The 23,947-nt window shown below is 60.8% G+C and carries 17 protein-coding genes; 7 read left to right on the top strand and 10 right to left on the bottom strand.

Annotation, left to right across the window (positions count from 1 at the left end; all coding sequences use genetic code 11):
• Positions 1-41: 41 nt before the first annotated feature.
• The 3 genes from zipA to BMH52_RS11120 all read right to left on the bottom strand — a co-directional run bounded on the left by zipA (position 42) and on the right by BMH52_RS11120 (position 5,315).
• Positions 42-905, bottom strand: a complete 864-nt coding sequence (zipA, locus tag BMH52_RS11130) for a cell division protein ZipA (protein WP_014719462.1) — start codon at positions 903-905, stop codon at positions 42-44.
• 259 nt (positions 906-1,164) lie between these two features.
• Positions 1,165-4,653 (bottom strand): chromosome segregation protein SMC, encoded by a 3,489-nt coding sequence (smc, locus tag BMH52_RS11125; RefSeq protein ID WP_072433661.1) that lies wholly within the window; start codon positions 4,651-4,653, stop codon positions 1,165-1,167.
• Between the two features lie 2 nt (positions 4,654-4,655).
• The gene (locus tag BMH52_RS11120; protein ID WP_014719464.1) at positions 4,656-5,315 is read right to left on the bottom strand and encodes a GntR family transcriptional regulator; all 660 of its coding nucleotides are present in this window, start codon (positions 5,313-5,315) and stop codon (positions 4,656-4,658) included.
• A gap of 279 nt (positions 5,316-5,594) precedes the next feature.
• Here BMH52_RS11120 and xdhA point away from each other — a divergent pair, with 279 nt between their 5' ends.
• The 4 genes from xdhA (at position 5,595) to guaD (ending at position 11,715) form a co-directional block, all read left to right on the top strand.
• Entirely contained in the window at positions 5,595-7,043 is a 1,449-nt protein-coding gene (xdhA, locus tag BMH52_RS11115) for a xanthine dehydrogenase small subunit (RefSeq protein WP_073843714.1), read from the top strand.
• Positions 7,036-9,435 carry a xanthine dehydrogenase molybdopterin binding subunit gene (gene xdhB / locus BMH52_RS11110; RefSeq protein WP_073843712.1) on the top strand — a complete coding sequence of 800 codons (2,400 nt, stop codon included), beginning with the start codon at positions 7,036-7,038 and terminating at the stop codon, positions 9,433-9,435. Before xdhA ends, xdhB begins: the two co-directional genes overlap by 8 nt.
• A 123-nt stretch (positions 9,436-9,558) precedes the next feature.
• Positions 9,559-10,398: a xanthine dehydrogenase accessory protein XdhC gene (gene xdhC, locus BMH52_RS11105; RefSeq protein WP_073843711.1), complete on the top strand. Its 840-nt coding sequence runs from the start codon at positions 9,559-9,561 to the stop codon at positions 10,396-10,398.
• 12 nt (positions 10,399-10,410) lie between these two features.
• Positions 10,411-11,715, top strand: coding sequence for a guanine deaminase (gene guaD / locus BMH52_RS11100; RefSeq protein WP_014719468.1), 1,305 nt, complete (start codon positions 10,411-10,413; stop codon positions 11,713-11,715).
• A 154-nt stretch (positions 11,716-11,869) separates the two neighbouring features.
• Here the strand turns inward: guaD and BMH52_RS11095 are convergent, their stop codons facing one another.
• On the bottom strand, positions 11,870-12,634 hold the full coding sequence (locus BMH52_RS11095) for a GntR family transcriptional regulator (RefSeq protein WP_014719469.1): 765 nt from the start codon (positions 12,632-12,634) through the stop codon (positions 11,870-11,872).
• Between the two features lie 222 nt (positions 12,635-12,856).
• On the opposite strand from BMH52_RS11095, the gene BMH52_RS11090 reads away from it, so the two are divergent.
• The gene (locus tag BMH52_RS11090) at positions 12,857-14,047 is read left to right on the top strand and encodes a benzoate/H(+) symporter BenE family transporter (RefSeq protein WP_019820510.1); all 1,191 of its coding nucleotides are present in this window, start codon (positions 12,857-12,859) and stop codon (positions 14,045-14,047) included.
• A 37-nt stretch (positions 14,048-14,084) separates the two neighbouring features.
• Here BMH52_RS11090 and BMH52_RS11085 read toward each other — a convergent pair whose 3' ends face one another.
• On the bottom strand, positions 14,085-14,429 hold the full coding sequence (locus BMH52_RS11085; protein ID WP_003193255.1) for a YggL family protein: 345 nt from the start codon (positions 14,427-14,429) through the stop codon (positions 14,085-14,087).
• A 236-nt stretch (positions 14,430-14,665) separates the two neighbouring features.
• On the opposite strand from BMH52_RS11085, the gene dacB reads away from it, so the two are divergent.
• Entirely contained in the window at positions 14,666-16,126 is a 1,461-nt protein-coding gene (gene dacB, locus BMH52_RS11080) for a D-alanyl-D-alanine carboxypeptidase/D-alanyl-D-alanine-endopeptidase (RefSeq protein ID WP_014719471.1), read from the top strand.
• A 49-nt stretch (positions 16,127-16,175) separates the two neighbouring features.
• Here the strand turns inward: dacB and BMH52_RS11075 are convergent, their stop codons facing one another.
• On the bottom strand, positions 16,176-18,560 hold the full coding sequence (locus BMH52_RS11075) for a diguanylate cyclase (RefSeq protein WP_019820512.1): 2,385 nt from the start codon (positions 18,558-18,560) through the stop codon (positions 16,176-16,178).
• A 200-nt stretch (positions 18,561-18,760) separates the two neighbouring features.
• Positions 18,761-21,025: a bifunctional 23S rRNA (guanine(2069)-N(7))-methyltransferase RlmK/23S rRNA (guanine(2445)-N(2))-methyltransferase RlmL gene (gene rlmKL / locus BMH52_RS11070; protein ID WP_014719473.1), complete on the bottom strand. Its 2,265-nt coding sequence runs from the start codon at positions 21,023-21,025 to the stop codon at positions 18,761-18,763.
• A gap of 532 nt (positions 21,026-21,557) precedes the next feature.
• On the opposite strand from rlmKL, the gene rmf reads away from it, so the two are divergent.
• Positions 21,558-21,773, top strand: coding sequence for a ribosome modulation factor (rmf, locus tag BMH52_RS11065; RefSeq protein ID WP_002553055.1), 216 nt, complete (start codon positions 21,558-21,560; stop codon positions 21,771-21,773).
• A gap of 121 nt (positions 21,774-21,894) precedes the next feature.
• Here rmf and BMH52_RS11060 read toward each other — a convergent pair whose 3' ends face one another.
• The 3 genes from BMH52_RS11060 to BMH52_RS11050 form a co-directional block, all read right to left on the bottom strand.
• The gene (locus BMH52_RS11060; RefSeq protein ID WP_014719474.1) at positions 21,895-22,914 is read right to left on the bottom strand and encodes a quinone-dependent dihydroorotate dehydrogenase; all 1,020 of its coding nucleotides are present in this window, start codon (positions 22,912-22,914) and stop codon (positions 21,895-21,897) included.
• Positions 22,915-22,999: 85 nt separating this feature from the next.
• Positions 23,000-23,467: a transglycosylase SLT domain-containing protein gene (locus BMH52_RS11055; RefSeq protein WP_073843709.1), complete on the bottom strand. Its 468-nt coding sequence runs from the start codon at positions 23,465-23,467 to the stop codon at positions 23,000-23,002.
• Positions 23,454-23,843, bottom strand: coding sequence for a winged helix-turn-helix domain-containing protein (locus BMH52_RS11050; RefSeq protein ID WP_014719476.1), 390 nt, complete (start codon positions 23,841-23,843; stop codon positions 23,454-23,456). The genes BMH52_RS11055 and BMH52_RS11050 overlap by 14 nt, the downstream gene beginning before the upstream one ends.
• Positions 23,844-23,947 lie beyond the last annotated feature (104 nt).

Raw genomic sequence — 23,947 nt, 5'->3', positions numbered from 1 at the left:
GTTAGTGCACGGATTCTACAGACAACGCTTAAGATCGTTCCTCAGCGTTTCTGTGTCAGGGCGCGACGCTCGAACTCGACGATGCGCTGACGGTAGTGTTCGATGGTCTGGGCGGTGAGCACGCTGCGTTGGTCGTCCTTGAGCTCGCCGTTGAGTTCCTGGGACAGCTTGCGGGCGGCGGCCACCATCACGTCGAACGCTTGTTTGGGGTGACGCGGGCCTGGCAGACCAAGGAAGAAACTCACCGCCGGGGTGCTGAACAGGTCGATATCGTCCAGATCGAACGTGCCCGGCTTGACCGCGTTGGCCATGGAGAACAGCACTTCGCCGTTACCGGCCATGCTTTCGTGACGATGGAAGATATCCATCTCGCCAAAACGCAGGCCGCTTTCGAGGATGTTCTGCAAGAGTGCCGGGCCTTTGAAACCGCCGGCGTCGCGGCAGATCACGCTGATGACCAGCACTTCTTCGGCAGCCGGCTGATCGTTCACCGATTGGCGCGACGCGCTTTTGGTCGCGGTCTCGTCCGGGAAATCATCATCACGGCTGCTGAAGCTCGGGCCGTCGTCAACGTCGAGGTTCAGGTCGCCCTGGTGTGGCTCGGCAACCGCCGCGCCACCACGCTTGCCGCGCTTGGAGGACGGTTCGCGGGCTTCACGCAGCGGGGCGCTCATCGACGGCAGGTCATGCTCGTCCAGTTGCGGCTCTTTATGGGTATCCAGCACACGGGGCGGCCCCAGCAGCTCGGCGGCGCCGTCGTCGTCAGGCAAGTTGGACAGGTTTCGGTCCAGACGGAACTTGAGCTTGCCCTTGCCACCGCGCATACGGCGCCAGCCATCGAAAAGAATACCGGCAATGACAATGATGCCGATGACGATCAGCCACTCGCGCAGACCGATTTCCATGTAATCCCGTGCCTCTAATAAAAAATGCTGAAAAATAAGGGGTTTAGCACCGTGCAAACCGCTTTAAAACGTGGCGCCAACTCTATGTTCTGACTGACGTTTTGCCCACGCACACGAAAAATTGACATTAAACTAGCACGACCAAAGATAACTTTACACCGTCTGTCAAAATGCCTTGAACAAATATGTCCATTTGCCACTTTCCCCAGGCCGGTAAATCGCGCTACAGCGTGCTGTAAATTCTCTCTCCCGGCGTGGTTCAGGATTCCACCATCGCCATCGCCTCTTCCACATCCACCGCGACCAATCGCGAACAGCCCGGCTCATGCATCGTCACCCCCATCAACTGGTCGGCCATTTCCATGGCGATCTTGTTGTGGGTGATATAGATGAACTGCACCGTCTGGGACATCTCTTTGACCAACCGAGCGTAGCGTCCAACGTTAGCGTCATCCAGCGGCGCGTCAACCTCGTCGAGCATGCAGAACGGCGCAGGGTTCAACTTGAAGATGGCAAATACCAGGGCCAATGCGGTCAGAGCTTTCTCGCCGCCGGACAACAAATGGATGGTGCTGTTCTTCTTGCCCGGAGGCCGCGCCATGATCGTCACCCCTGTATCGAGTAGATCTTCGCCCGTCAGTTCCAAGTAGGCGCTGCCACCACCGAAAACTTTTGGGAATAACGCCTGTAAACCGCCATTAATCTGATCAAAGGTATCTTTGAAGCGGTTGCGGGTTTCCTTGTCGATCTTGCGGATCACGTTTTCCAGGGTGTCCAGGGCTTCAACCAGATCAGCGTCCTGGGCATCCAGATAACGTTTACGCTCGGACTGCTGCTGGTACTCATCGATAGCGGCGAGGTTGATCGCGCCCAGGCGTTGAATACGTGCGGCAATCCGTTCAAGTTCTTCTTCGGCGTCTTTCTCGTTGGCCTGGGCGGTCAGGGTGTTGAGCACGCCGTGCAGGTCATAGCCGTCTTCCAGCAATTGGTCTTGCAAGGTCTTGCGGCGCACGGTGAGGGCTTGCCATTCCATACGCTGTTGTTCGAGCTGGCCGCGGATCAACTGGGATTGCTGCTCGGCCATGGTGCGACGCTTTTCGGCGTCGCGCAGTTCGCGGTCTGCGTCTTCCAGGGCGATCTGTGCGGTCTTGAGTTCGACGTCGACGGTCATGCGCTTATCGAGCAATTCCTCAAGCTTGAGGCGCAGCTCTTCCAGCGGCGCCTCGCCCTCCTCCAGGTTGAGGCTCAGTTGCTCGCGCTTTTCGGTCAGGCGTTCGGACTGCATCTCCAGGCGCTCAAGGGCCTGGCGCGTGGAATCATGCTGGGCGCGCAACGAGCCCAAGCGTACGGCCAACTGATGGGCGTGGTCCTTGTGCTGCCGGGCTTCCTGGCGCACGCGGTCAAGGCGCTCACGCAGGCTGTCGCGCTGGGCCAGCAGCAACTCGCGCTGTTCGGTGTCCAGGGCCATGCTGTCGAGGGCTTCCTGCAAGTGCAGGCGCGCTTCACCGATCTGTTCGTGTTCCAGGGCGCGCTGTTCGCCCATCTCGGCCACTTCTTCGTCAAGACGGGTGCGGCGCAGGGTCAATTGCTCCACCTTGGCCCTGCTCGCAGACAACTGGGCTTTCAATTCGCCTTGCTGGCGCGCTTCGTCCTGCAACAGCCGACGCAGGTGTTCGCGGCCGGTTTCCTGCTGACGCTGGGTAGCACGCAGGGTTTGCAGTTCGGTTTCCAGGCTTTCCAGTGTGGCTTCGCGTTCTTCACGCTCAGCGCTCAGGTTGACGATTTCCTGGCCACGGGCCAATACGCCACTTTCCGCCTCACTGGCGCGGCGCACGCGCAGGAAGTGGCGGCCGACCCAATAACCATCGCGGCTGATCAAGCTTTCGCCGGCCGCCAATTGGCCGCGTTGGGCCAAGGCTTGCTCAAGGGTCTCCACGGGCCTGACCTGACCCAGCCAGGGCGACAGATCCATCGCCGCCTCGACCTTGTCCAGCAAACTACCCGGCACCCGCGCACCCTCGGGCGCCGGGCTGAGCAGGCGCAAATCGCCCTGGGCAAACCCGGCCAGGTCGAAGCCGCCGAAATCATCCACCAGCACCGCTTGCAGATCGGCGCCCAGCACGGTTTCCACCGCCAATTCCCAGCCGGCTTCGACTTTCAAGCCTTCGGCCAGGCGTGGGCGTTCGGCCAAATGCTGGTCGCGCAGCCATTCGGCGGTGCCGGTACCGGGGTCGAGCGCGGCTTGCTGCAAGGCCTCCAGCGAAGCCAACCGACCATTGAGCCGCTGCAAGTCGCCCTGGGCTTGCTGCTGCGCCTGGGTCGCGGTGTGCAATTGCTGACGCAGTTGCTCCAGGCGCTCCACTTGCTGCTCTTCGCTGGCCTCCAGCTCTTCCAGGGTCATTTCGCTTTCGGCCAGTTGTTCGCTCAGCGCCATGATCGCCGCGTCTTCCGGGTCGGCGGCGAGCAGTACGCGCTCTTCCTGCAGCCGGCGCTGGCGCTCGGCCAGGCGTTCCATGCTGGTTTCCAGCTGCTGGATGCGCGACTGCTGCACCTCGGCCTGGCGGCGTGGTTCGGCGGATCGCAGGTTGAAGGCGTCCCACTGTTCCTGCCAGCCGTGCATGGTGGCTTCGGATTCTTCCAGGGCGGCGGCGGCCTCTTCGGCGGCGGCGCTGGTGATTTCCTGCTCGGGGGTGAGCATGTCCAGCTCTTCGCCCAGGGTCAGCAGCAAGGTACGGTCATGGCCCAGGTGCGATTCGGTTTCCAGGCGTGCGCGTTCGGCTTCCTTCAAGTCATCCTGCAACTGGCGCAAACGCTGCTGGCCGTGCTGGATACTCTGCTCGACCCGGGCAATGTCACCGCCCACCGAATAGAAGCGGCCTTGCACCAGATTGAAGCGTTCGGACAACTCATGGTGACCGTCACGCAGGCGCTCAATGCTGGCGTCGGCATTGCGCTGCTCGGCCACCAGCGCTTCAAAGCTGACTTCCTGGGTGCCAATAATCGCTTCGCGCTGGCCCACCTGGTCATTCAAGGCCTGCCAGCGCAGGGCCGACAGTTGCGCCTTGAGTTGGCGCTCTTCGCCCTTGTATTCCTGATACTTCTCGGCGGCCTGCGCCTGGCGGTGCAGGCGTTCGAGCTGGCGCTCCAGCTCTTCGCGCAGGTCGGTCAGGCGGGCGAGGTTTTCGTGGGTGCGACGGATACGGTTTTCAGTCTCGCGACGGCGCTCCTTGTACTTGGAGATGCCGGCCGCCTCTTCGATAAAGTTACGCAGGTCTTCGGGCTTGGCTTCGATCAGCTTGGAGATCATGCCCTGCTCGATGATCGAATAGCTGCGCGGGCCCAGGCCGGTGCCGAGGAAAATATCGGTGATATCGCGACGGCGACACTTGGTGCCGTTGAGGAAGTAGCTGTTCTGGCTGTCGCGGGTGACTTTACGACGGATGGAAATTTCCGCGTAGGCGGCGTATTCGCCGATCAGGGTGCCGTCGGAGTTATCGAATACCAGTTCGATACTGGCCTGGCTCACCGGCTTGCGGCTGGTGGAGCCGTTGAAAATGACGTCGGTCATCGACTCGCCGCGCAGGTTTTTCGCCGAGCTCTCGCCCATCACCCATCGCACGGCGTCGATGATGTTCGACTTGCCGCAGCCATTGGGCCCCACCACCGCCGCCATGTTGCTGGGGAAGTTGACGGTGGTGGGGTCGACGAAGGATTTGAACCCCGCCAACTTGATGCACTTGAGCCGCACGCTTAGGCGTCCGCCAAGGCTGCGATGACCAGCGAACTGCTGCGCTGGCAATAGGCTGTGAGCACCAGGCGAATCTGCACCAGGTCACGGGCCAGTACTGCGGCGAGCAATTGCTCGAACAGCGCCAGGAACTCGCTCATGGACGCCTTGCGCTGATCCAGGGCCAGGTAATAAGCGCGGTTCATCGCCGGCTGCAGGTTTTCGACGGTTTCCTGCAAATAAGGGTTGTTGGCGAAGGGGTACGCGGCGCGCATCACGCTGAAGCTTTCTTCGACGAAAGCGCGGATGTCCTCACGCTCCAGGCTCAATTGAAGGCGTTGCTGGATCTGCAGAAACGGCGCCATGTCGGCCTGGGTCTGCCAGCCTTCGGCAACCGCATTGCCGAGCAGGATGTACATCTCGCCCATCAACGTACACAGGCTCTGCACCTTGTGCGCGGTAAGTTCGGTGACGTGAGCGCCACGGCGCGGCAGGATCGCAATCAAATGGCGGCGCTCAAGGATCAGCAAAGCTTCGCGCACGGAACCACGGCTGACGTTGAGCGCCAGCGTGACCTTCTGTTCCTGGATCCGCTCCCCAGGCTTGAGATCGCCGCGAATGATACGTTCGGCGAGGTGGTGAGCAATTTGCTCGGCGAGACTGTCCGGCGCCTTGAACGTCATGTTTTCCCTTCAAAATCTTCTATCAGTACAAGCGCGGCAGTGTAGCGCATTGGCCCGCTGATGGCGCTACGCCCACCGTGGCGAATTTGGCATGAAATAAGCAAAGTTGAAGCCTGTAAGCCGCCAAAAACGCCGGTTCCAGAAGACTGGACCATAATTGAAAGTGTTGCGACCGCATTTTCTTGACCCTTAGGTCAGAAAACCATTGACCGAAAAGTCAGACATGACTAGATTCGGCGCAAAGCGGTTAACAACAATAATGAGTCTGCGAGGCCTTCCGTGATCCAGTTTTTACTTAACCAGGAACTCCGTAGCGAGCACGCCCTGGACCCCAACCTGACCGTGCTCAACTATCTGCGCGAGCATGTGGGCAAAGCCGGTACCAAGGAAGGCTGCGCCAGCGGCGACTGTGGCGCGTGCACCGTGGTGGTCGGCGAGCTGCACACCGACGAGCAAGGCGCCGAGCAGATTCGTTACCGCAGCCTCAATTCCTGCCTGACGTTCGTGTCGTCGCTGCACGGCAAACAACTGATCAGCGTTGAAGACCTCAAGCACAAGGGTCAACTGCACAGCGTGCAACAGGCCATGGTCGAGTGCCATGGCTCACAGTGCGGCTTTTGCACCCCGGGCTTCGTGATGTCGCTGTTTGCCCTGCAAAAAAACAGCGACGCCCCCGACAGCCACAAAGCCCATGAAGCCCTGGCCGGCAACCTGTGCCGCTGCACCGGTTATCGCCCGATTCTCGCCGCCGCCGAACAGGCCTGCTGCAACAAGCCCCAGGATCAATTCGACAGCCGCCAGGCTGAAACCATCGCCCGCCTCAAGGCTATCGCGCCGACCCAGACCGGCGAACTCAACAGTGGTGACAAGCGCTGCCTGGTGCCATTGACCGTTACCGACCTGGCCGACCTCTATGACGCCTACCCACAAGCCCGGCTGCTGGCCGGCGGCACTGACCTGGCGCTGGAAGTCACCCAGTTCCACCGCACCCTGCCGGTGATGATCTACGTCGGCAACATTGAAGCCATGAAGCGCATCGAGCAGTTCGACGACCGCCTGGAAATCGGCGCGGCCACCGCCCTCTCCGACTGCTACGCCGCGCTGCACCATGAATACCCGGACTTCGGCGAACTGCTGCAACGCTTCGCCTCCCTGCAAATTCGCAACCAAGGCACCCTGGGCGGCAATATCGGCAACGCTTCGCCGATTGGTGACTCGCCGCCGCTGCTGATTGCCCTGGGCGCGCAGATCGTACTGTGCAAGGGCAACACCCGCCGCACCCTGGCGCTGGAAGACTATTTCATCGACTACCGCGTCACCGCGCGCCAGGACAGCGAGTTCATCGAGACCATCATCGTGCCCAAGGGCCACACGCTGTTCCGGGCCTACAAGGTGTCCAAGCGCCTGGACGACGATATTTCCGCCGTATGCGCAGCGTTCAACCTGAAGATCGACAACGGCGTGGTCAGCCAAGCGCGCGTTGCGTTCGGCGGCATGGCCGCCACGCCAAAACGCGCAACCCGCTGCGAGGCTGCGCTGGTAGGCGCCACGTGGAATGCGGCCACGGTAGAAAAAGCCTGCACCGCCCTGGCCGGCGACTTCACCCCACTGTCGGACTTCCGCGCCAGCAAGGAATACCGCCTGCTCAGCGCGCAGAACCTGCTGCGCAAATACTTCATCGAACTGCAAACGCCGCACATCGAGACTCGGGTGACCGCTTATGTCTAACCATCACGCCGTGGTAAAAACCCAGGCCGAACTTGCCGCACTGTTTGCCCAGGACCTCACCACCGGAGTCGGGCGCAGCGTCAAACATGACAGCGCCGCCAAACACGTCAGCGGTGAAGCACAGTACATCGACGACCGCCTGGAATTTCCCAACCAGTTGCACCTGTATGCGCGCATGTCGGACCGCGCCCACGCTCGGATCATCAGCATCGACACCGCGCCCTGCTACGCCTTCGACGGCGTGCGCATTGCGATCACCCATGAAGACGTACCGGGCCTGAAAGACATCGGCCCGTTGATGCCCGGCGACCCACTGCTGGCCATCGACACCGTTCAGTTCGTCGGCCAGGTGGTGCTGGCCGTGGCCGCCCGCGACCTGGAGACCGCACGCAAGGCGGCAATGGCGGCAGTGATCGAATATGAAGACCTGGAGCCAGTGCTGGATGTGGTCGAGGCGTTTCGCAACAAGCACTTCGTGCTCGACAGCCACACCCACCAACGCGGCGACTCGGCCACTGCGCTGGCAAGCGCCAAGCATCGCATACAGGGCACCTTGCATATCGGCGGCCAGGAACACTTTTATCTGGAAACCCAGATCTCTTCGGTGATGCCCACCGAAGACGGCGGCATGATCGTCTACTGCTCCACGCAAAACCCCACCGAAGTGCAGAAGCTGGTGGCCGAAGTGTTGGATGTGTCGATGAACAAGATCGTGGTCGACATGCGCCGCATGGGCGGTGGTTTTGGCGGCAAGGAAACCCAGGCCGCCAGCCCGGCGTGCCTGTGCGCCGTGGTGGCGCGCCTCACCGGCCAGCCGACCAAGATGCGCCTGCCACGGGTCGAAGACATGCTGATGACCGGCAAGCGCCACCCCTTCTATATCGAATACGACGTAGGGTTTGACGACAACGGCCGACTGCACGGCATCAACCTGGAACTGGCGGGTAACTGCGGTTGTTCGCCGGACCTGTCCAACTCGATTGTCGACCGCGCCATGTTCCACGCCGACAACTCATATTACCTGGGCGACGCCACGGTCAACGGCCATCGCTGCAAGACCAATACCGCCTCCAACACGGCCTATCGCGGCTTCGGCGGCCCGCAGGGCATGGTCGCCATCGAAGAGGTAATGGACGCCATCGCCCGCCATCTAGGCCAAGACCCGCTGGCCGTGCGCAAGGTCAACTACTACGGCAAGACCGAGCGCAACGTTACCCACTACTACCAGACCGTCGAGCACAACATGCTCGAAGAAATGACCGCCGAGCTTGAGGCCAGCAGCCAGTACGCAGAGCGCCGCGAAGCGATCCGCCTGTACAACGCCCACAGCCCGATTCTGAAAAAGGGCTTGGCGTTGACCCCGGTGAAATTCGGTATTTCGTTCACCGCCAGCTTCCTCAACCAGGCCGGCGCGCTGATCCATATCTACACCGATGGCAGCATCCACCTGAACCACGGCGGCACCGAGATGGGCCAGGGCTTGAATACCAAGGTCGCGCAAGTCGTGGCCGAAGTGTTCCAGGTAGAAATCGACCGCGTACAAATTACCGCCACCAACACCGACAAGGTACCCAACACCTCGCCCACTGCCGCTTCCAGCGGCGCCGACCTGAATGGCAAGGCCGCGCAGAACGCGGCCGAAACCATCAAGCAGCGCCTGGTGGAATTTGCGGCGCGCAAATACGACGTGAGTGAGGCGGACGTGGAGTTTCGCAACGGCCATGTGCGCGTGCGCGAGCAGATCCTGAGCTTCGAGGCGTTGATCCAGCAGGCGTATTTCGCCCAGGTATCGCTCTCCAGCACAGGTTTCTACAAGACCCCGAAAATCTTCTACGACCGCAGCCAGTCACGCGGGCGACCGTTCTATTACTACGCGTTCGGGGCGGCCTGCTGCGAAGTGATCGTCGACACCCTGACCGGCGAATACAAAATGCTGCGCACCGACATCCTGCATGACGTGGGCGCCTCGCTGAACCCGGCCATCGACATCGGCCAGGTGGAAGGCGGCTTCATCCAGGGCATGGGCTGGCTGACCATGGAAGAGCTGGTGTGGAACAACAAGGGCAAGCTGATGACCAACGGCCCGGCCAGCTACAAGATCCCGGCGGTGGCCGACATGCCGCTGGACCTGCGGGTGAAGCTGGTAGAGAACCGCAAGAACCCGGAAGACACGGTGTTCCATTCCAAGGCCGTGGGCGAGCCGCCGTTCATGCTGGGGATTGCGTCGTGGTGTGCGATCAAGGACGCGGTGGCGAGTTTGGCTGACTATCGCCAGCAGCCCAAGATCGATGCGCCGGCCACGCCCGAGCGGGTGTTGTGGGGGTGTGAGCAGATGCGGCAGTTGCGGGCGGCGAAGGCTGTCGAGGCTGACACTGAATTGGCTTCGCTCTAGACCCAGGCGCTGCCATCGCGGGCAAGCCCGGCTCCCACATTTTGAGGTGCTAACCCGATCAAATGTGGGAGCTGGCTTGCCTGCGATAGCGGCCGAACTAACAGCAGAAATGTTGAGGTAGACATGGACAACTGGATCAGCGCCCTCGCCACCCTGCACAACCAGGGCGAACCCTGCGTGCTCGTCACCATCATCGAAGAACTCGGCTCAACCCCGCGCAACGCCGGTTCCAAGATGGTCATCAGCGCCGCGCACACCTTCGACACCATCGGCGGCGGGCATCTGGAATACAAGGCGATGCAGATCGCCCGAGACATGTTGGTGCGCGGCCAGCAGAACACTCATCTGGAGCGCTTCAGCCTCGGCGCCAGCCTGGGCCAGTGCTGCGGTGGCGTCACCGTGCTGTTGTTCGAGCCCATGGGCCAGGCGCAGGCGCACATCGCCGTGTTTGGCGCCGGCCATGTCGGCCGTGCGTTGGTGCCATTGCTGGCAAGCCTGCCCTGCCGGGTGCGCTGGATCGATTCCCGCGAGCAGGAATTCCCGCAGCACATCCCCCAAGGCGTGCGTAAAATCGTCAGAGAAGAGCCGGTCGACGAAATTGCCGACTTGCCAGCAGGCAGTTACTGCATCGTCATGACCCACAACCACGCGCTGGACCTGGAACTGACTGCCGCCCTGCTCAAGCGCAACGACTTCGCCTACTTCGGCCTGATTGGCTCGAAAACCAAGCGGGTCAAATTCGAACACCGCCTGCGTGATCGCGGCTTTGACGCCGCGCAATTGCAACGCATGCGCTGCCCCATGGGCCTCCCCGAGGTCAAGGGCAAGCTCCCGGTGGAGATCGCCATCTCCATCGCCGGCGAAATCATTGCCACCTATAACGCCAATTTCGGCCAGCACCTTGCCGGCGCCGAACCTATTGCCAAACTGCTGCCGGCTTCACGCCGCAGCCAAGCTATCTAAATCGAGACGATCATGCCTTTGACTCGCAAAGCCTACCGTGCCGCCATCCTGCACAGCATCGCCGACCCTGCCGTGGTCGGGATCGAAGCCTCCTATGAATATTTCGAGGACGGCCTGCTGGTGATCGACAACGGCCAGATCAGCGCCCTTGGTCACGCCAGCGACCTGCTGCCGAGCCTGCCCGCCGATATCGACATCACCCATTACCAGGACGCGCTGATTACCCCTGGCTTGATCGACACCCATATCCACCTGCCACAGACCGGGATGGTCGGCGCCTATGGCGAGCAACTGCTGGACTGGCTCAACACCTACACCTTCCCTTGTGAAAGCCAGTTTGCCGACAAGGCTCACGCCGAAGAAGTCGCGGATATTTTCATCAAGGAGTTGCTGCGCAACGGCACCACCACAGCGCTGGTGTTCGGCAGCGTGCACCCGCAATCGGTGAATGCATTCTTTGAAGCGGCCGAGAAACTCGACCTGCGCATGATTGCCGGCAAGGTGATGATGGACCGCAACGCGCCTGATTACCTGACCGACACCGCCGAATCCGGCTACCAGGAAAGCAAGGCGCTGATCGAACGCTGGCACGGCAAGGGGCGCCTGCATTACGCGGTGACGCCACGCTTCGCCCCTACGAGTACGCCGGAGCAATTGACGCTGGCTGGTCAGTTGCTGGGCGAATACCCGGATTTGTACATGCAGACCCACATCAGCGAAAACAAGCAGGAAATCGAGTGGGTCAATGAGCTGTTCCCGGAGCGCAACGGCTACCTGGATGTCTACGACCACTACAAGCTGCTCGGCGAGCGCTCGGTGTTTGCCCACGGCGTACACCTGTGCGATGACGAATGCGCACGGCTGGCAGAGACCGGCTCGGCAGTCGCGTTCTGCCCGACGTCGAACTTCTTCCTCGGCAGTGGTCTGTTCAACCTGCCGATGGCCGAAAAACACAACTTGAACGTGGGCCTGGGCACCGACGTGGGCGGCGGCACCAGCTTCTCGCTGCTGCAAACCCTGAACGAAGCCTACAAGGTCATGCAACTGCAAGGTGCGCGGCTGAGCCCGTTCAAGTCGCTGTACCTGGCCACCCTGGGCGGCGCTCGAGCGCTGCGCCTGGAAGACAAGATCGGCACGTTGCAACCAGGCACCGATGCAGACTTCCTGGTGTTGGATTACAACGCCACGCCGCTGCTGAGCTACCGCCTGAAACAGGCCAATAACATTGCCGAGACGTTGTTTGTACTGATGACGTTGGGGGATGACCGGACGGTGCTGCAAACCTATGCAGCCGGGCAGCTCGTTCACCAGCGCTGATCTCAGAGCCCCCCACAAAACCAATGTGGGAGGGGCTTGTGTGGGAGCCGGGCTTGCCCGCGATGCAGGCACCGCGGTATGTCAGTTACACCGCGGTGATGCTATCGCAGGCAAGCCAGCTCCCACACAAGCCTGCTCCCACATTTGATTGGGTTTACAACTTTACAGACGAGCGCCCAGGTTTTTTAGTCTGTAAAAGATGCGAAAACACCGCATGCAAATCATCCGACGCACTCTCTTCATCGAGGTTGAGCTTGCTGTCGATGTGATCCATGTGATGCATCATCAAGTTCACCGCCAACGTCGCATCCCGGGCTTCGATCGCGTCGATCAACTGGGTGTGCTCATCGTAGGAACAGTGCGAGCGGTTGCCGCTTTCATACTGGGCGATGATCAATGACGTCTGGGACACCAGGCTGCGCTGGAAGCTGATCAGCGGCGCGTTCTTCGCGGCTTCGGCCAGCTTCAAGTGGAATTCGCCGGAAAGACGGATACCGGCGCCACGGTCACCGCGCGAGAAGCTGTCGCGCTCGTCGTTGACCATCTGGCGCAACTCGGCCAGTTGCTCCGCCGTGGCGTGCTGCACCGCCAATTCTGTGATCGCCCGCTCCACCAGGCGCCGGGCCATGAACACCTGGCGTGCTTCTTCGACGCTTGGGCTGGCAACCACCGCACCGCGATTGGGCCGCAGCAGTACCACGCTTTCATGGGCCAGGCGCGACAGCGCGCGGCGAATGATGGTGCGGCTCACGCCGAAGATCTCGCCCAGTGCCTCTTCACTCAATTTGGTTCCGGGCGCCAGGCGTTGTTCAAGGATCGCCTCGAAGATATGCGCATAGACGATATCGTCCTGGGTTCCGCTGCGACCGGCCTTGCCGGCTCGCGGTTGTTTCTTGAGAGGTTGCAACTGTTCGTTCATGGGCACTCGGGTTTGAGAACGGCGAATTAACGGTAATACGGCAACAGCGTGTCGCTGGCAAGTATCACCTAAAAACAGCGCACATTGTACACAACCCACTGCGCCAACACACTGTACGGCTGTTTGCGGGCTCGGCTGTATTGCAATGACTCGTTACGTTTGAGTTTAGGCTTGAATCAGAGCCGCCAGCGGCAAATTCCCGGCAATAAGGAACACCTCTCCATGACCGACGCCACCCAAGCGCCCTTGCGCCCACTGGCCGACACTTCTGCGTCGGCCGTCGTCGCCGGCTTTATCGCCATGATGACCGGCTACACCAGCTCCCTGGTGCTGATGTTCCAGGCCGGCCAGGCCGCCGGCTTGACCACGGCGCAGATTTCTTCGTGGATCTGGGCGATTTCCATCGGCATGGCAGTGTGCAGCATCGGCCTGTCCCTGCGCTATCGCACACCGATCACCATCGCCTGGTCCACCCCTGGCGCGGCGCTGCTGATCACCAGCCTGGGCGGCGTGAGCTATGGCGAGGCCATCGGTGCCTACATCACCTGCGCGGTACTGGTGACGCTCTGCGGGTTGACCGGCAGCTTTGAGAAACTGGTCAAGCGGATTCCGGCGTCACTGGCGGCGGCGTTGCTGGCGGGGATCCTGTTCAAGATCGGCAGCGAGATTTTCGTCGCCGCCCAGCATCGTACCGGGCTGGTGCTGGGGATGTTCTTCACCTACCTGATCATCAAGCGCCTGTCGCCGCGTTATGCCGTGCTGGCCGCCTTGCTCATCGGTACCGCCTTGTCAGGGCTGATGGGGCTGCTGGATTTCAGCGGTTTTCATCTGGAGGTGGCGACGCCCGTTTGGACGACGCCGCACTTCTCGTTGGCGGCGACCATCAGCATCGGCATTCCGCTGTTCGTGGTGGCCATGACCTCGCAGAACATGCCCGGCGTAGCCGTGCTGCGAGCCGACGGCTACACCGTGCCGGCGTCGCCGTTGATCACTACCACTGGCCTGGCGTCATTGGTGCTGGCACCGTTCGGCTCCCACGGCATCAACCTGGCGGCGATCAGCGCCGCGATCTGCACCGGGCCGCACGCCCATGAAGACCGCAACAAGCGCTACACCGCTGCGGTGTGGTGTGGGGTGTTCTATGGGATTGCCGGGGTATTCGGCGCCACGCTGGCAGCATTGTTCGCAGCCCTGCCCAAGGAACTGGTGCTGTCGATTGCGGCGTTGGCGTTGTTTGGCTCGATCATCAATGGCTTGAGCATCGCCATGAATGAGCCGAAGGAACGGGAAGCGGCGCTGATCACCTTTATGGTCACGGCGTCAGGCTTGACGTTGTTTTCCATCGGTTCGGCGTTCTGGGGGATTGTGGCGGGGGTGTTGACGCTGCTGATTCTGAATTGGCGCAAGGCATAAAAAAACGGCGACCCTCAGGTCGCCGTTTTTTTCAGTATCACTTAGCCGCGTTGATCGGCTTTTCCGGATACCACACGTCCAGCAACGGGCTGACTTCAGCCTTGGTCAGCTCGGAACGGGTTTTCAGCCAGGCTTCCACGGCAGCACGCTGCTCTTCGGAGACCGAGCCACGCTTTTGCAGGCAAACCAGACCGTAGTCATCGCCGCCGACATAGCCCAGGCCATTGGCTTCCATGGCTTCTTTGATGAATGCTTCGAGGAAAGCGTCGATAGCTTCTTCACTCAGGCCTTCGTTGAAGTCCAGGTTCAGTTCGAAACCCAGCTCTTGAAATTCATCAACGCACAGTTTTTTGCGCAGACGCTGGGAACGGTTAGTCGCCATTGGAACAATCCTCATAAGTATTAACGGGCGGCACTTTAGCAGTTTAAGGCGGCAATTGCCCGACTCTCTGGGACCGACGGGCAAATGCGCGCAAAAAAACCATGATTAGCAGCTATCGTTCAGCTACACGTGGCGCCAGCTTGGGGCATAATGCCGACACTTTCGTGACCAATGAGGGATTTTCTTCCATACCCCTCGCCTTTTTCACCCTCCTCAGCAGTAGGGTTTTATTTCTTATGATCAAATCTTTGCGCTCAGTGTTACTTGCCAGTGTTGTCTTGCCCCTGGCCTTTTCCGTTTGCGCCGCTCCCGTCAATAACACCCTGCCACCCAGCGTTGCGCAGGCCCTGCAGAAGGCCAAGCTGCAAAATACCGCGCTGTCCCTGGTGATGCTGCCCCTGAACGGCCCTGGTACCCCTACGGTCTTCAACGCCGACGTCTCGGTGAACCCGGCTTCCACCATGAAGCTGGTCACCACTTATGCGGCCCTGGAAATGCTCGGCCCCAACCATCAGTGGAAGACCGAGTTCTACACCGATGGCACCCTCAGCGGCGGCGTGCTGCGTGGCAACCTGTACCTCAAGGGCGGCGGCGATCCCAAACTGAACATGGAAAAGCTCTGGTTGCTGATGCGCGACCTGCGTGCCAATGGCGTGCAGCAAGTCACTGGCGACCTGGTGCTAGACCGCAATTTCTTCAACCAGCCGCAATTGCCCGAGTTCAACGACGACGGCAACGATGAGAACAAGCCGTTCCTGGTCAAGCCCGACGCCTTGCTGGTCAACCTCAAGGCCCTGCGCTTCGTGACCCGCAATGATTCGGGGCGGGTGATCGTATCGGTCGAGCCGCCGATTGCCAGCATTCGCATCGACAACCAGGTGAAAGTCACCAACGCCAAGCAGTGCACCGGTGACGTGCGCTACAGCCCGGTGACCGCTGCCGACGGCAGCGTGACCGTGACCGTCAGCGGCCAACTGGGTGATGGCTGCAGCTCGCAGACTTACCTGTCGCTGCTCGACCACGCCACCTACACCGCAGGTGCTGTACGGGCGATCTGGAAGGAATTGGGCGGTACCATCCAGGGCCGTGACATCCAGGCTCCGGTGCCCAAGGATGCCAAGGTGCTGGCCCGCGCCTTCTCGCCGGACCTGGCGGAGATCATCCGCGACATCAATAAGTACAGTAACAACACCATGGCCCAGCAGTTGTTCCTGAGCCTGGGTGCGCAGTTTCGCAACGATGCCGATGGCGACGATGCCAAGGCCGCGCAACGCGTCGTGCGCCAGTGGCTGGCCAAGAAAGGCATCACCGCGCCGCACCTGGTGATGGAAAACGGCTCCGGCCTGTCCCGCGCCGAACGGGTCAGCGCCCGCGAGATGGCGGCCATGCTGCAAGCCGCGTGGAAAAGCCCTTATGCGGCGGAGTACATCAGCTCGATGCCGATCGCCGGCACCGACGGCACCATGCGTAAACGCCTGAAAACCACCGCCCTGCGCGGCGAAGCGCATGTGAAGACCGGCACCTTGAACACCGTGCGCGCCATTGCCGGTTACAGCCGCGACAACAATGGCAATACCTGGGCGGTGGTGGCGATTCTCAACGACTCCAAGCCTTGGGGAGCCTCGTCGGTGTTGGATCAGGTGCTGCTGGACCTGTATCGCCAGCCGAAGGCCGTTGCAGCCGCACCGGTTCTCTAAAGCACCACATCACCCTGTCTGATCGTTCCCACGCTCTGCGTGGGAACGATCATTCAAGCGTCAGGGCTTCCTCGACGCGATCCCTGCCCGCCTGCTTGGCCACGTACACCGCCGAATCAGCGCGCAGCAGCAAGCCATCGATACCTTCGTCGATCCGCCAACTGGCCACGCCGAAGCTGGCGGTAACCACCCCCACCGGCTCCATCGCCGCATCACGCAACGACTGCCACAACTGCATCGCCAGGCTGTAAGCCTGTGCGCCATCAGTGTTGGGGCACAGCACCACAAACTCTTCCCCACCCAGCCGGCAAAATACATCGGTACGGCGCAAGCGTTGGCCGATACGCTTGCACAACTCCTGCAACACGCCGTCGCCCACGGCATGGCCGTGCTGATCGTTGATGCGCTTGAAGTGGTCGATATCGAGCATGATCAACGACAGCGCGCCAGAGGTACGGTTGAGCCGGAGCATTTCGCCCTTGAGACGATCCTGGAAATAGCGCCGGTTATAGATCCCTGTCAGGGAGTCGGTAATGGACAGTGCGCGCAGTTCATCCTCGACCCGTTTGAGATCAGAAATATCCGATACATAACCGTGCCAAAGCGTACCGCCTCCCGGCAATTCTTCCGGCGTCGCTTCGCCGCGAATCCAGCGCAGGCCTCGCTGGGGTAATTGCACGCGGTACTCTTCGCGCCAATGACTCAGTTGCAACGCAGAAAGGCGTATCGAGGCACGCACTCGCTCCAGGTCCAAAGGGTGAATGCGCTCCAGCACCTTGCCCGCATCCTGCTGCAGCACGCCCAGTTCGATTTCATAGATATCGCGCATGCCTTCGCTGGCATAGATGAAACGCCAATTGTCCTGTGGTTCCAAAGTGAACTGGAAGATTCCACCCGGTACATGGGCACTGAGTTTTTTCAGCAGGCGGTCGCGTACCGCAAGGGCCTCATAGGCGCGCTTTTGCTCGGTGACATCCAGGTAAATCGCCAAGTGCCCGACCCACAGGCCATGGTCATCCAAGAGCACGGTCGGCAACATGTTGACCGTCAGTTGGCTGCCATCCTTGCGCACCAGCGTCCACTCACGCCCTTCATGTTGACTGTCCGGGCTCTCCACCAGCATCGCCTGGCTCGCTGGAATGCGCTTGCCCAGCGCCCTGCTCAACGGCTCAGCGCGGGCGTCGAGTTCCGCGGCCACGTGCAGGCGGTCCAAGGTCATATGCCCCAGCACCTCCTCGGCCGTAAAGCCCAACATCTGTTCGGCACCGGCATTGAAGGTGTTGATCACACCGCGCAGGTCAGTGGCAATGATCGCCACTTGAGTCGCCGCATTCAGCACGCTGCGCAGTTGCCCATGGGCACCGCGCAACTCCTGCTCACGGGCACGCAATTGAACGGTGCGTTGCTCCACCAGTTTCAGTGCGCGCTGGCGCTGGCTGACCAGCATGTAAAGCAGCGCACTGAGCAAGGCGCTGAGCAACACGCCCATCGCCAGAATGGCGTGCATCGAAGAATGGTTGGCCTTGTCGAACACTTCGCTGGCGCTCAGGCTCAGGGCGTAGACATGATCGCCCAGGGTGAGGCGACGTGCAGCCGTCAAGCCACTGCTGCCCAAGGCGTTACTGGACGCGTACAACACCCGTTGCTGGGTGTCGGAGGTGTCTACGATCTGCATCACCAGGTTGTCCCGGTTGGGCCTGGGCAACCCCTCGGCCACCAGCTGGCGCATGCTGATCACCGCCATCACAAAGCCGTAAGGCTCGGCATCTGCGACTTTGCTCACGGGCGCCACCAACAACACGCCTGCCGCATAAGCGGGCTCCACACCCACCAATTGCATGGGCTGTGACACCGCCAACTGGCCGCTTTCTTGCGCACGCGCCAGCGCTGACCGGCGCAGGGGCTGGGCCAGCAAATCAAAGCCCAGCGGCGAGCCCAGCAAACTTTGGGTCTGGCTGTACAGCACCGGTACGTATTCATCGCGCTCGGCCGCGGGCGCCAACTCACCTGCAGTATTCAGTTCGCGGATACTGAAGGGAATGCCGCGCTGGCGAGAAATGTCCTGCTCAAACGAGCTGCGCTGCGTACGAAATATCCGTGGTGCCCAGGCATAGGCACGGGCATGCAACAACAGCGGTTTGGCGAAACCGTCGAACTCGGCGCGGGATACCTCTGCGGAATTGACGAAGAAACGCTGCAGGCTGCCCAGGCGTTGTTCCTGATCTTCAAAACGTTCCTGGATGCGGCTGTAGCGTTCGTTGACCAGCAACTGGAACCGCTGGCGCACCTGCTGCTGATACAGGTCCGAAGCCGCCCACGCGACGACCACCGTCAGCGCGCTACCGACCAGTAACACCACCAATGCCACCAGCCAAGCCGATGCCTGCTCACTGATAAAACCAAGGATTTTCGGGCGAACGACTTGCATCGGCATAGGCAACACTCACAGCGCCAGTGTGCGGGGGTGTCACTTTGGCTAGGGCTTAAGTTATAGCCATCGGTCATGGGTTTGACCAGTGCAAAAACAATAGGAGCGAGCTTGCTCGCGAAGAACCTGAGAGCGCTGCGTTAAACCCGATACGCAGCGCTATCGTTGACGATCTTCGCGAGCAAGCTCGCTCCTACAGAGAAAAATCAGCGTGCGGTGATTTTCCAGGCGCGGTGGATCTTGGCATTGCGCGCAAAATCAGGGTCGATGGTCTTGTCGCTGATTTCCTCGACCGCATAGCGTTCGCTGAGGTTGTCTTCCAGCTGGAACTTGCGGAAGTTGTTGGAGAAGTACAGCACGCCACCCGGCGCCAGGCGTGCCATGGCCAGGTCGAGCAACTGCACATGGTCACGCTGCACGTCGAAGATGCCTTCCATGCGCTTGGAGTTGGAGAAGGTCGGCGGGTCGATGAAAATCATGTCGAATTCATCGCGGCTCGCTTCCAGCCACGCCATCACGTCACCCTGTTCCAGGCGGTTCTTGTCGGAGAAGCCGTTGAGGGAGAAATTGCGACGCGCCCAGTCCAGATAGGTCTTGGACAGGTCGACGCTGGTGGTGCTGCGCGCGCCGCCCTTGGCAGCATGCACACTGGCTGTGGCGGTGTAGCAATACAGATTGAGGAAGCGCTTGCCCGCCGCTTCCTTCTGGATGCGCATGCGCATCGGGCGATGGTCGAGGAACAGGCCGGTGTCCAGGTAATCGGTGAGGTTGACCAGCAACTTAACGCCGCCTTCACTGACCTCGGTGAACTTGCCTTGGGCACTCTGACGCTCGTATTGCTTGGTGCCGCTCTGACGCTCACGACGCTTGACCACCACACGGCTCTTGTCGACGTTCAGTGCCTGGGGAATTGCCGCCAAGGCATCGAACATGCGGGCCGAGGCTTTTTCCGGGTCGATGGATTTAGGCGCGGCGTATTCCTGTACGTGCACCCAATCGTGGTACAGGTCGATAGCCATGGAGTATTCAGGCATGTCGGCGTCATACACACGGTAGCAATCCACCCCTTCGCGCTTGGCCCATTTGCCCAACAGCTTGAGGTTCTTCTGCAGGCGGTTGGCGAACATCTGCCCGCCTTCGCTCAAGCGCGCCTGTTCCACCACGGGGGCCGGGGCGGGCTTGATCGGGTTGCCGTTCTTGTTGTACTGACGCTCTGCCGGCTCGCTCGGGGCCTGGTCGTAAGCCGCCTGCTCACGTTCGGCCTGGCGCTGTTCCGGGGTGCGGCGCTCGCCGGTGACGAACTGGTCCGGATTGACCTTGATCAGCAGCAACTTGCACGGCAATGCGCCGTTCCAGAACGAATACTGTTTGTGGCTGCGGATACCCATGCGCTTGCCCAGGTCCGGCGCGCCGGTGAACACTGCGGCTTCCCAGCCCATACAGGCTTGGCGCAAGCGTTCGCCGAGGTTCTGATAGAGATACAACAGGCTGGCTTCGTCACCCAGGCGCTCACCGTAGGGTGGGTTGCAGATCACCAAACCTTTCTGATTCTGATCCGGGCGCGGCTCGAACGTGCCCACTTCGCCCTGGTACACCTTGATCCAGTGGCTCAGGCCGGCGCGTTCGATGTTGTTGCGTGCGGGCTGGATCAGGCGCGGGTCGGCTTCGTAGCCACGTACCCACAGCGGCGGCTTGTTCATGCCGATGGCCGCCCGCTCAGTCGCCTCGGTATGCAGCTTTTTCCACAACGCCGGGACGTGACCCAGCCACGTGGTGAAACCCCACAGCTCGCGGTTAAGGTTGGGGGCCATGTCGGCGGCGATCATTGCGCCTTCAACCAGGAAGGTGCCGACACCGCACATCGGGTCGGTCAGCGCGCCGCCTTCGGCGGCAATACGTGGCCAGCCGGCGCGAATCAGGATCGCCGCTGCCAGGTTTTCCTTCAGGGGTGCCGCGCCCTGCTGCAGGCGGTAGCCACGCTGATGCAGGCTGTGGCCGGAAAGGTCCAGGGACAGGATCGCTTCGCCACGGTCCAGGCGCAGGTGAATGCGCAGGTCAGGGTTGATCTTGTCGATGGACGGACGCTCGCCGGTCGGGGTGCGCAGTTTGTCGACGATCGCATCCTTGACCTTCAGCGCCCCGAAGTGGGTGTTGTCGATCCCCGAGCCGTGGCCGCTGAACTCTACCGCGAGGGTACCGTCGGGGACCATGTGGTCAGCCCACTCGATGTCCAGCACGCCGTGGTAAAGATCCTCGGCGTCTTTCATCGGGAAACGCTTGAGCACCAGCAACACGCGGTTGGCCAAGCGCGACCAGAGGCACAAGCGGTAGGCGGTTTCCATGTCAGCCATGCCGCGCACGGCCGAGGTGTGCTCGCGGGCTTCCTCAAGGCCAAGCCCGACGGCTTCCTCGATCAGCAGGCCTTCGAGGCCCTTGGGGCAGGTGAGGAAGAGTTCAAAACGGTCCGACATGGGGCATTCCAGGCTTTTCAGCAATAAGTGAACCGGCGACGCATCGCCGGTTCGGTTTTCAATCAAGCACTTTTCTCGAAGAGTGCTCGCGTGGCACGAATGTGCCGTTCCACCCCGTCTGGCGGGCTCTTGAGCCTTTATTGGCGAGGCAGAAGAAGAATGTTGCGCAACAAAAAGAAATATTCCGACCCTTCGTCGAATAATAACCGACTGCAATAGGCGGGCATTCTCACTAAGGAATTAAACCTTTCCTCTTTACAGGGCACATCATAGCTGGCTTTGCCCTATAAAAGGGGCGAATAACCAGCCCAGCTTATGGCTATAGCATCGTTATCGTTACGTGCTTATGACAAAACGATCATTGAATACATGTGACCTATTGGTTAGAACTCAACACAGGTTGGCGCCGTAACGGTGCCAACACATTGGCTCGCCACGCCGGCAGCGAGCCCACCAACGGCAGAAAAACTCTGCCCGGCCTTGGACAAGGCCGAAGGATATCTAGACAGTCAACAAGTGAGGGAAACACCCTATGAGAAGACTTAAGCGTGATCCGTTGGAAAGAGCATTTTTACGCGGATATCAATATGGCGTTCATGGAAAATCCCGTGAGCTTTGCCCATTTACTCTACCGTCGGTACGCCAAGCCTGGATCAACGGCTGGCGAGAAGGACGCGGCGACAACTGGGACGGTATGACTGGCACTGCGGGCATCCACAGACTCAACGAACTTCACGCCGTCGGCTAATCAGGGGATTTAATTGCGACACACACATCTTTGAACTTGTAGCGACTTAACCACGCGCGCCCCATCCGGGCGGCGGGCTTCGGCCCAGGGGCTCCTTTATGGAGCCCTTTTTATTGCCTGATCAGCGCAAGGCAGCGATGGCATCCACCGACTGGCGAATCAATGCCGGGCCTTTGTAGATGAAGCCGGAGTACAACTGCACCAGGCTGGCGCCGGCCGCGATCTTCTCAGCCGCGTGTTTGCCTTCGGTGATACCGCCCACAGCGATGATCGGCAAACGCCCAGCCAACTCGGCCGCCAGCACCTTGACGATATGGGTGCTCTTGTCCCGCACCGGCGCGCCCGACAGGCCGCCGGCCTCGTCACCATGGGCCAGGCCTTCGACGCCCACGCGGCTGAGGGTGGTGTTGGTCGCAATCACCGCGTCCATCCCAGAATCCACCAGGGCCTGGGCCACCAGGACGGTTTCTTCATCGCTCATGTCCGGCGCGATCTTGATGGCCAGCGGCACACGCTTGCCATGCCGCACGGCCAGGTCTTCCTGGCGCTGGCGCAAGGCTTCGAGCAGTTGCTTGAGGGAATCGCCAAATTGCAGGCTGCGCAGCCCCGGGGTGTTGGGCGAGCTGACGTTGACGGTGACATAGCTGGCGTGGGCGTAGACCTTGTCCAGGCATATCAGGTAGTCATCCACCGCACGTTCCACGGGCGTGTCAAAGTTCTTGCCAATGTTGATACCCAGAATGCCGGTGTACTTTGCCGCCTGAACCCGCGACAGCAGATGGTCGACGCCGAGGTTGTTGAAGCCCATACGATTGATGATCGCCTCCGCTTCCGGCAGCCGGAAGATGCGAGGCTTGGGGTTGCCCGGTTGCGGCCGTGGGGTCACGGTGCCGATTTCGACAAAGCCGAACCCCAGTTGCGCAAACCCGTCGATGGCCGCGCCGTTCTTGTCCAGGCCGGCAGCCAGACCGACCGGGTTGGGGAAGTCGAGCCCCATCACCGACACCGGCACTTTCGCCGGTGCCTTGCATACCAGGCCATTGAGCCCCAGACGGCCACCGGCACCGATCAGGTCCAGGGACAGATCGTGGGAGGTTTCCGGGGAGAGTTTGAACAACAGCTGGCGGGCCAGGGTATACATGGGCGGGCTAGACTCGGATGGCGGCAAAAGGTGGCGCTGATTATAGCCGGGGTGGCGGCCTGCATGCGAGGCGTGCCACCTGATCTCATTGACGTTGCGCCGTCAACGCCTCATAACGCACCCAGATCCTTTCGGCGTAGCGCAGGCGTAATGCCTCACGCTGTGGCCCGGGCCCCGGCCCCACGTTGTAAGCCCCCACCGCCGTCCAGTTATAGCCAAAACGCTGGATGAACTCGGCAAGAATCGAGGCGCCTACTTCTACCGACAGGCAGGGCTCGCTCAACAGCCGTTCTTCGGTAATGCCCTGCTTGAGCAAGCGCGGCAAATGGATGCTGTTGATTTGCATCAAGCCGATATCCCGCGTGCCATTGCGGTTGGTGGAGTTCATCGCTTGCGCCCGGTAACCCGATTCGACCGAGGCGATAGCTTGCAGCAACTCCGGCTCAAGGTCGTGGCGGCTGGCCGCCTGTTCCCAGCAAAAGGCCCGGGCCTGGCTGCTGCCCATCAATACCCCGAGCACCAGGCCTTTGCCCCATGCCTTAACTCTGGACATTGCTGGCCTGACCACAGACGGCGCACACGTGTGCCACTGCCCTGGGTTGATCACCTGTGCGCACCGGGCAGGTAAAGCGATAGCCCTTGCCATAAATCGTCTTGATAAAGCCTTTGTCGGCCCTCAAGTGCTTGCGCAGGGAATAGATACACCGCGTGAGTGACTCATCGGCCACTTCCCCCCGAGGCCAGGCCAGTTCCAGCAAGCGGTCCTTGGTCATCAGCGCGCCGCCGGAAGCCAGCAGCAACCGCAGCACATGCCCCTCCTTGGGAGCCAACTGAATATCCGCCTCCACACCCGTCAACCGGCCATCGCCATGCAAGGTCCAACGAGCGAAGACCAGGGACGTCGTCGTTTCATCCATTACGACGGCCATACGCACCTCTGTAGTCGACTACTGACATTCAAATCCATACTGTGTGAACCAATTCATCTGCCATTGGCATGACTATAAAAACCGCGCCCCGTACCTGCGTTAGG

The organism is Pseudomonas sp. BTN1 (assembly GCF_001907715.1).
Classification (GTDB): Bacteria; Pseudomonadota; Gammaproteobacteria; order Pseudomonadales; family Pseudomonadaceae; genus Aquipseudomonas; species Aquipseudomonas paracarnis.
Note: the sequence above shows the minus strand (reverse complement) of the source record. Positions and strands in the feature narration are given on the sequence as shown.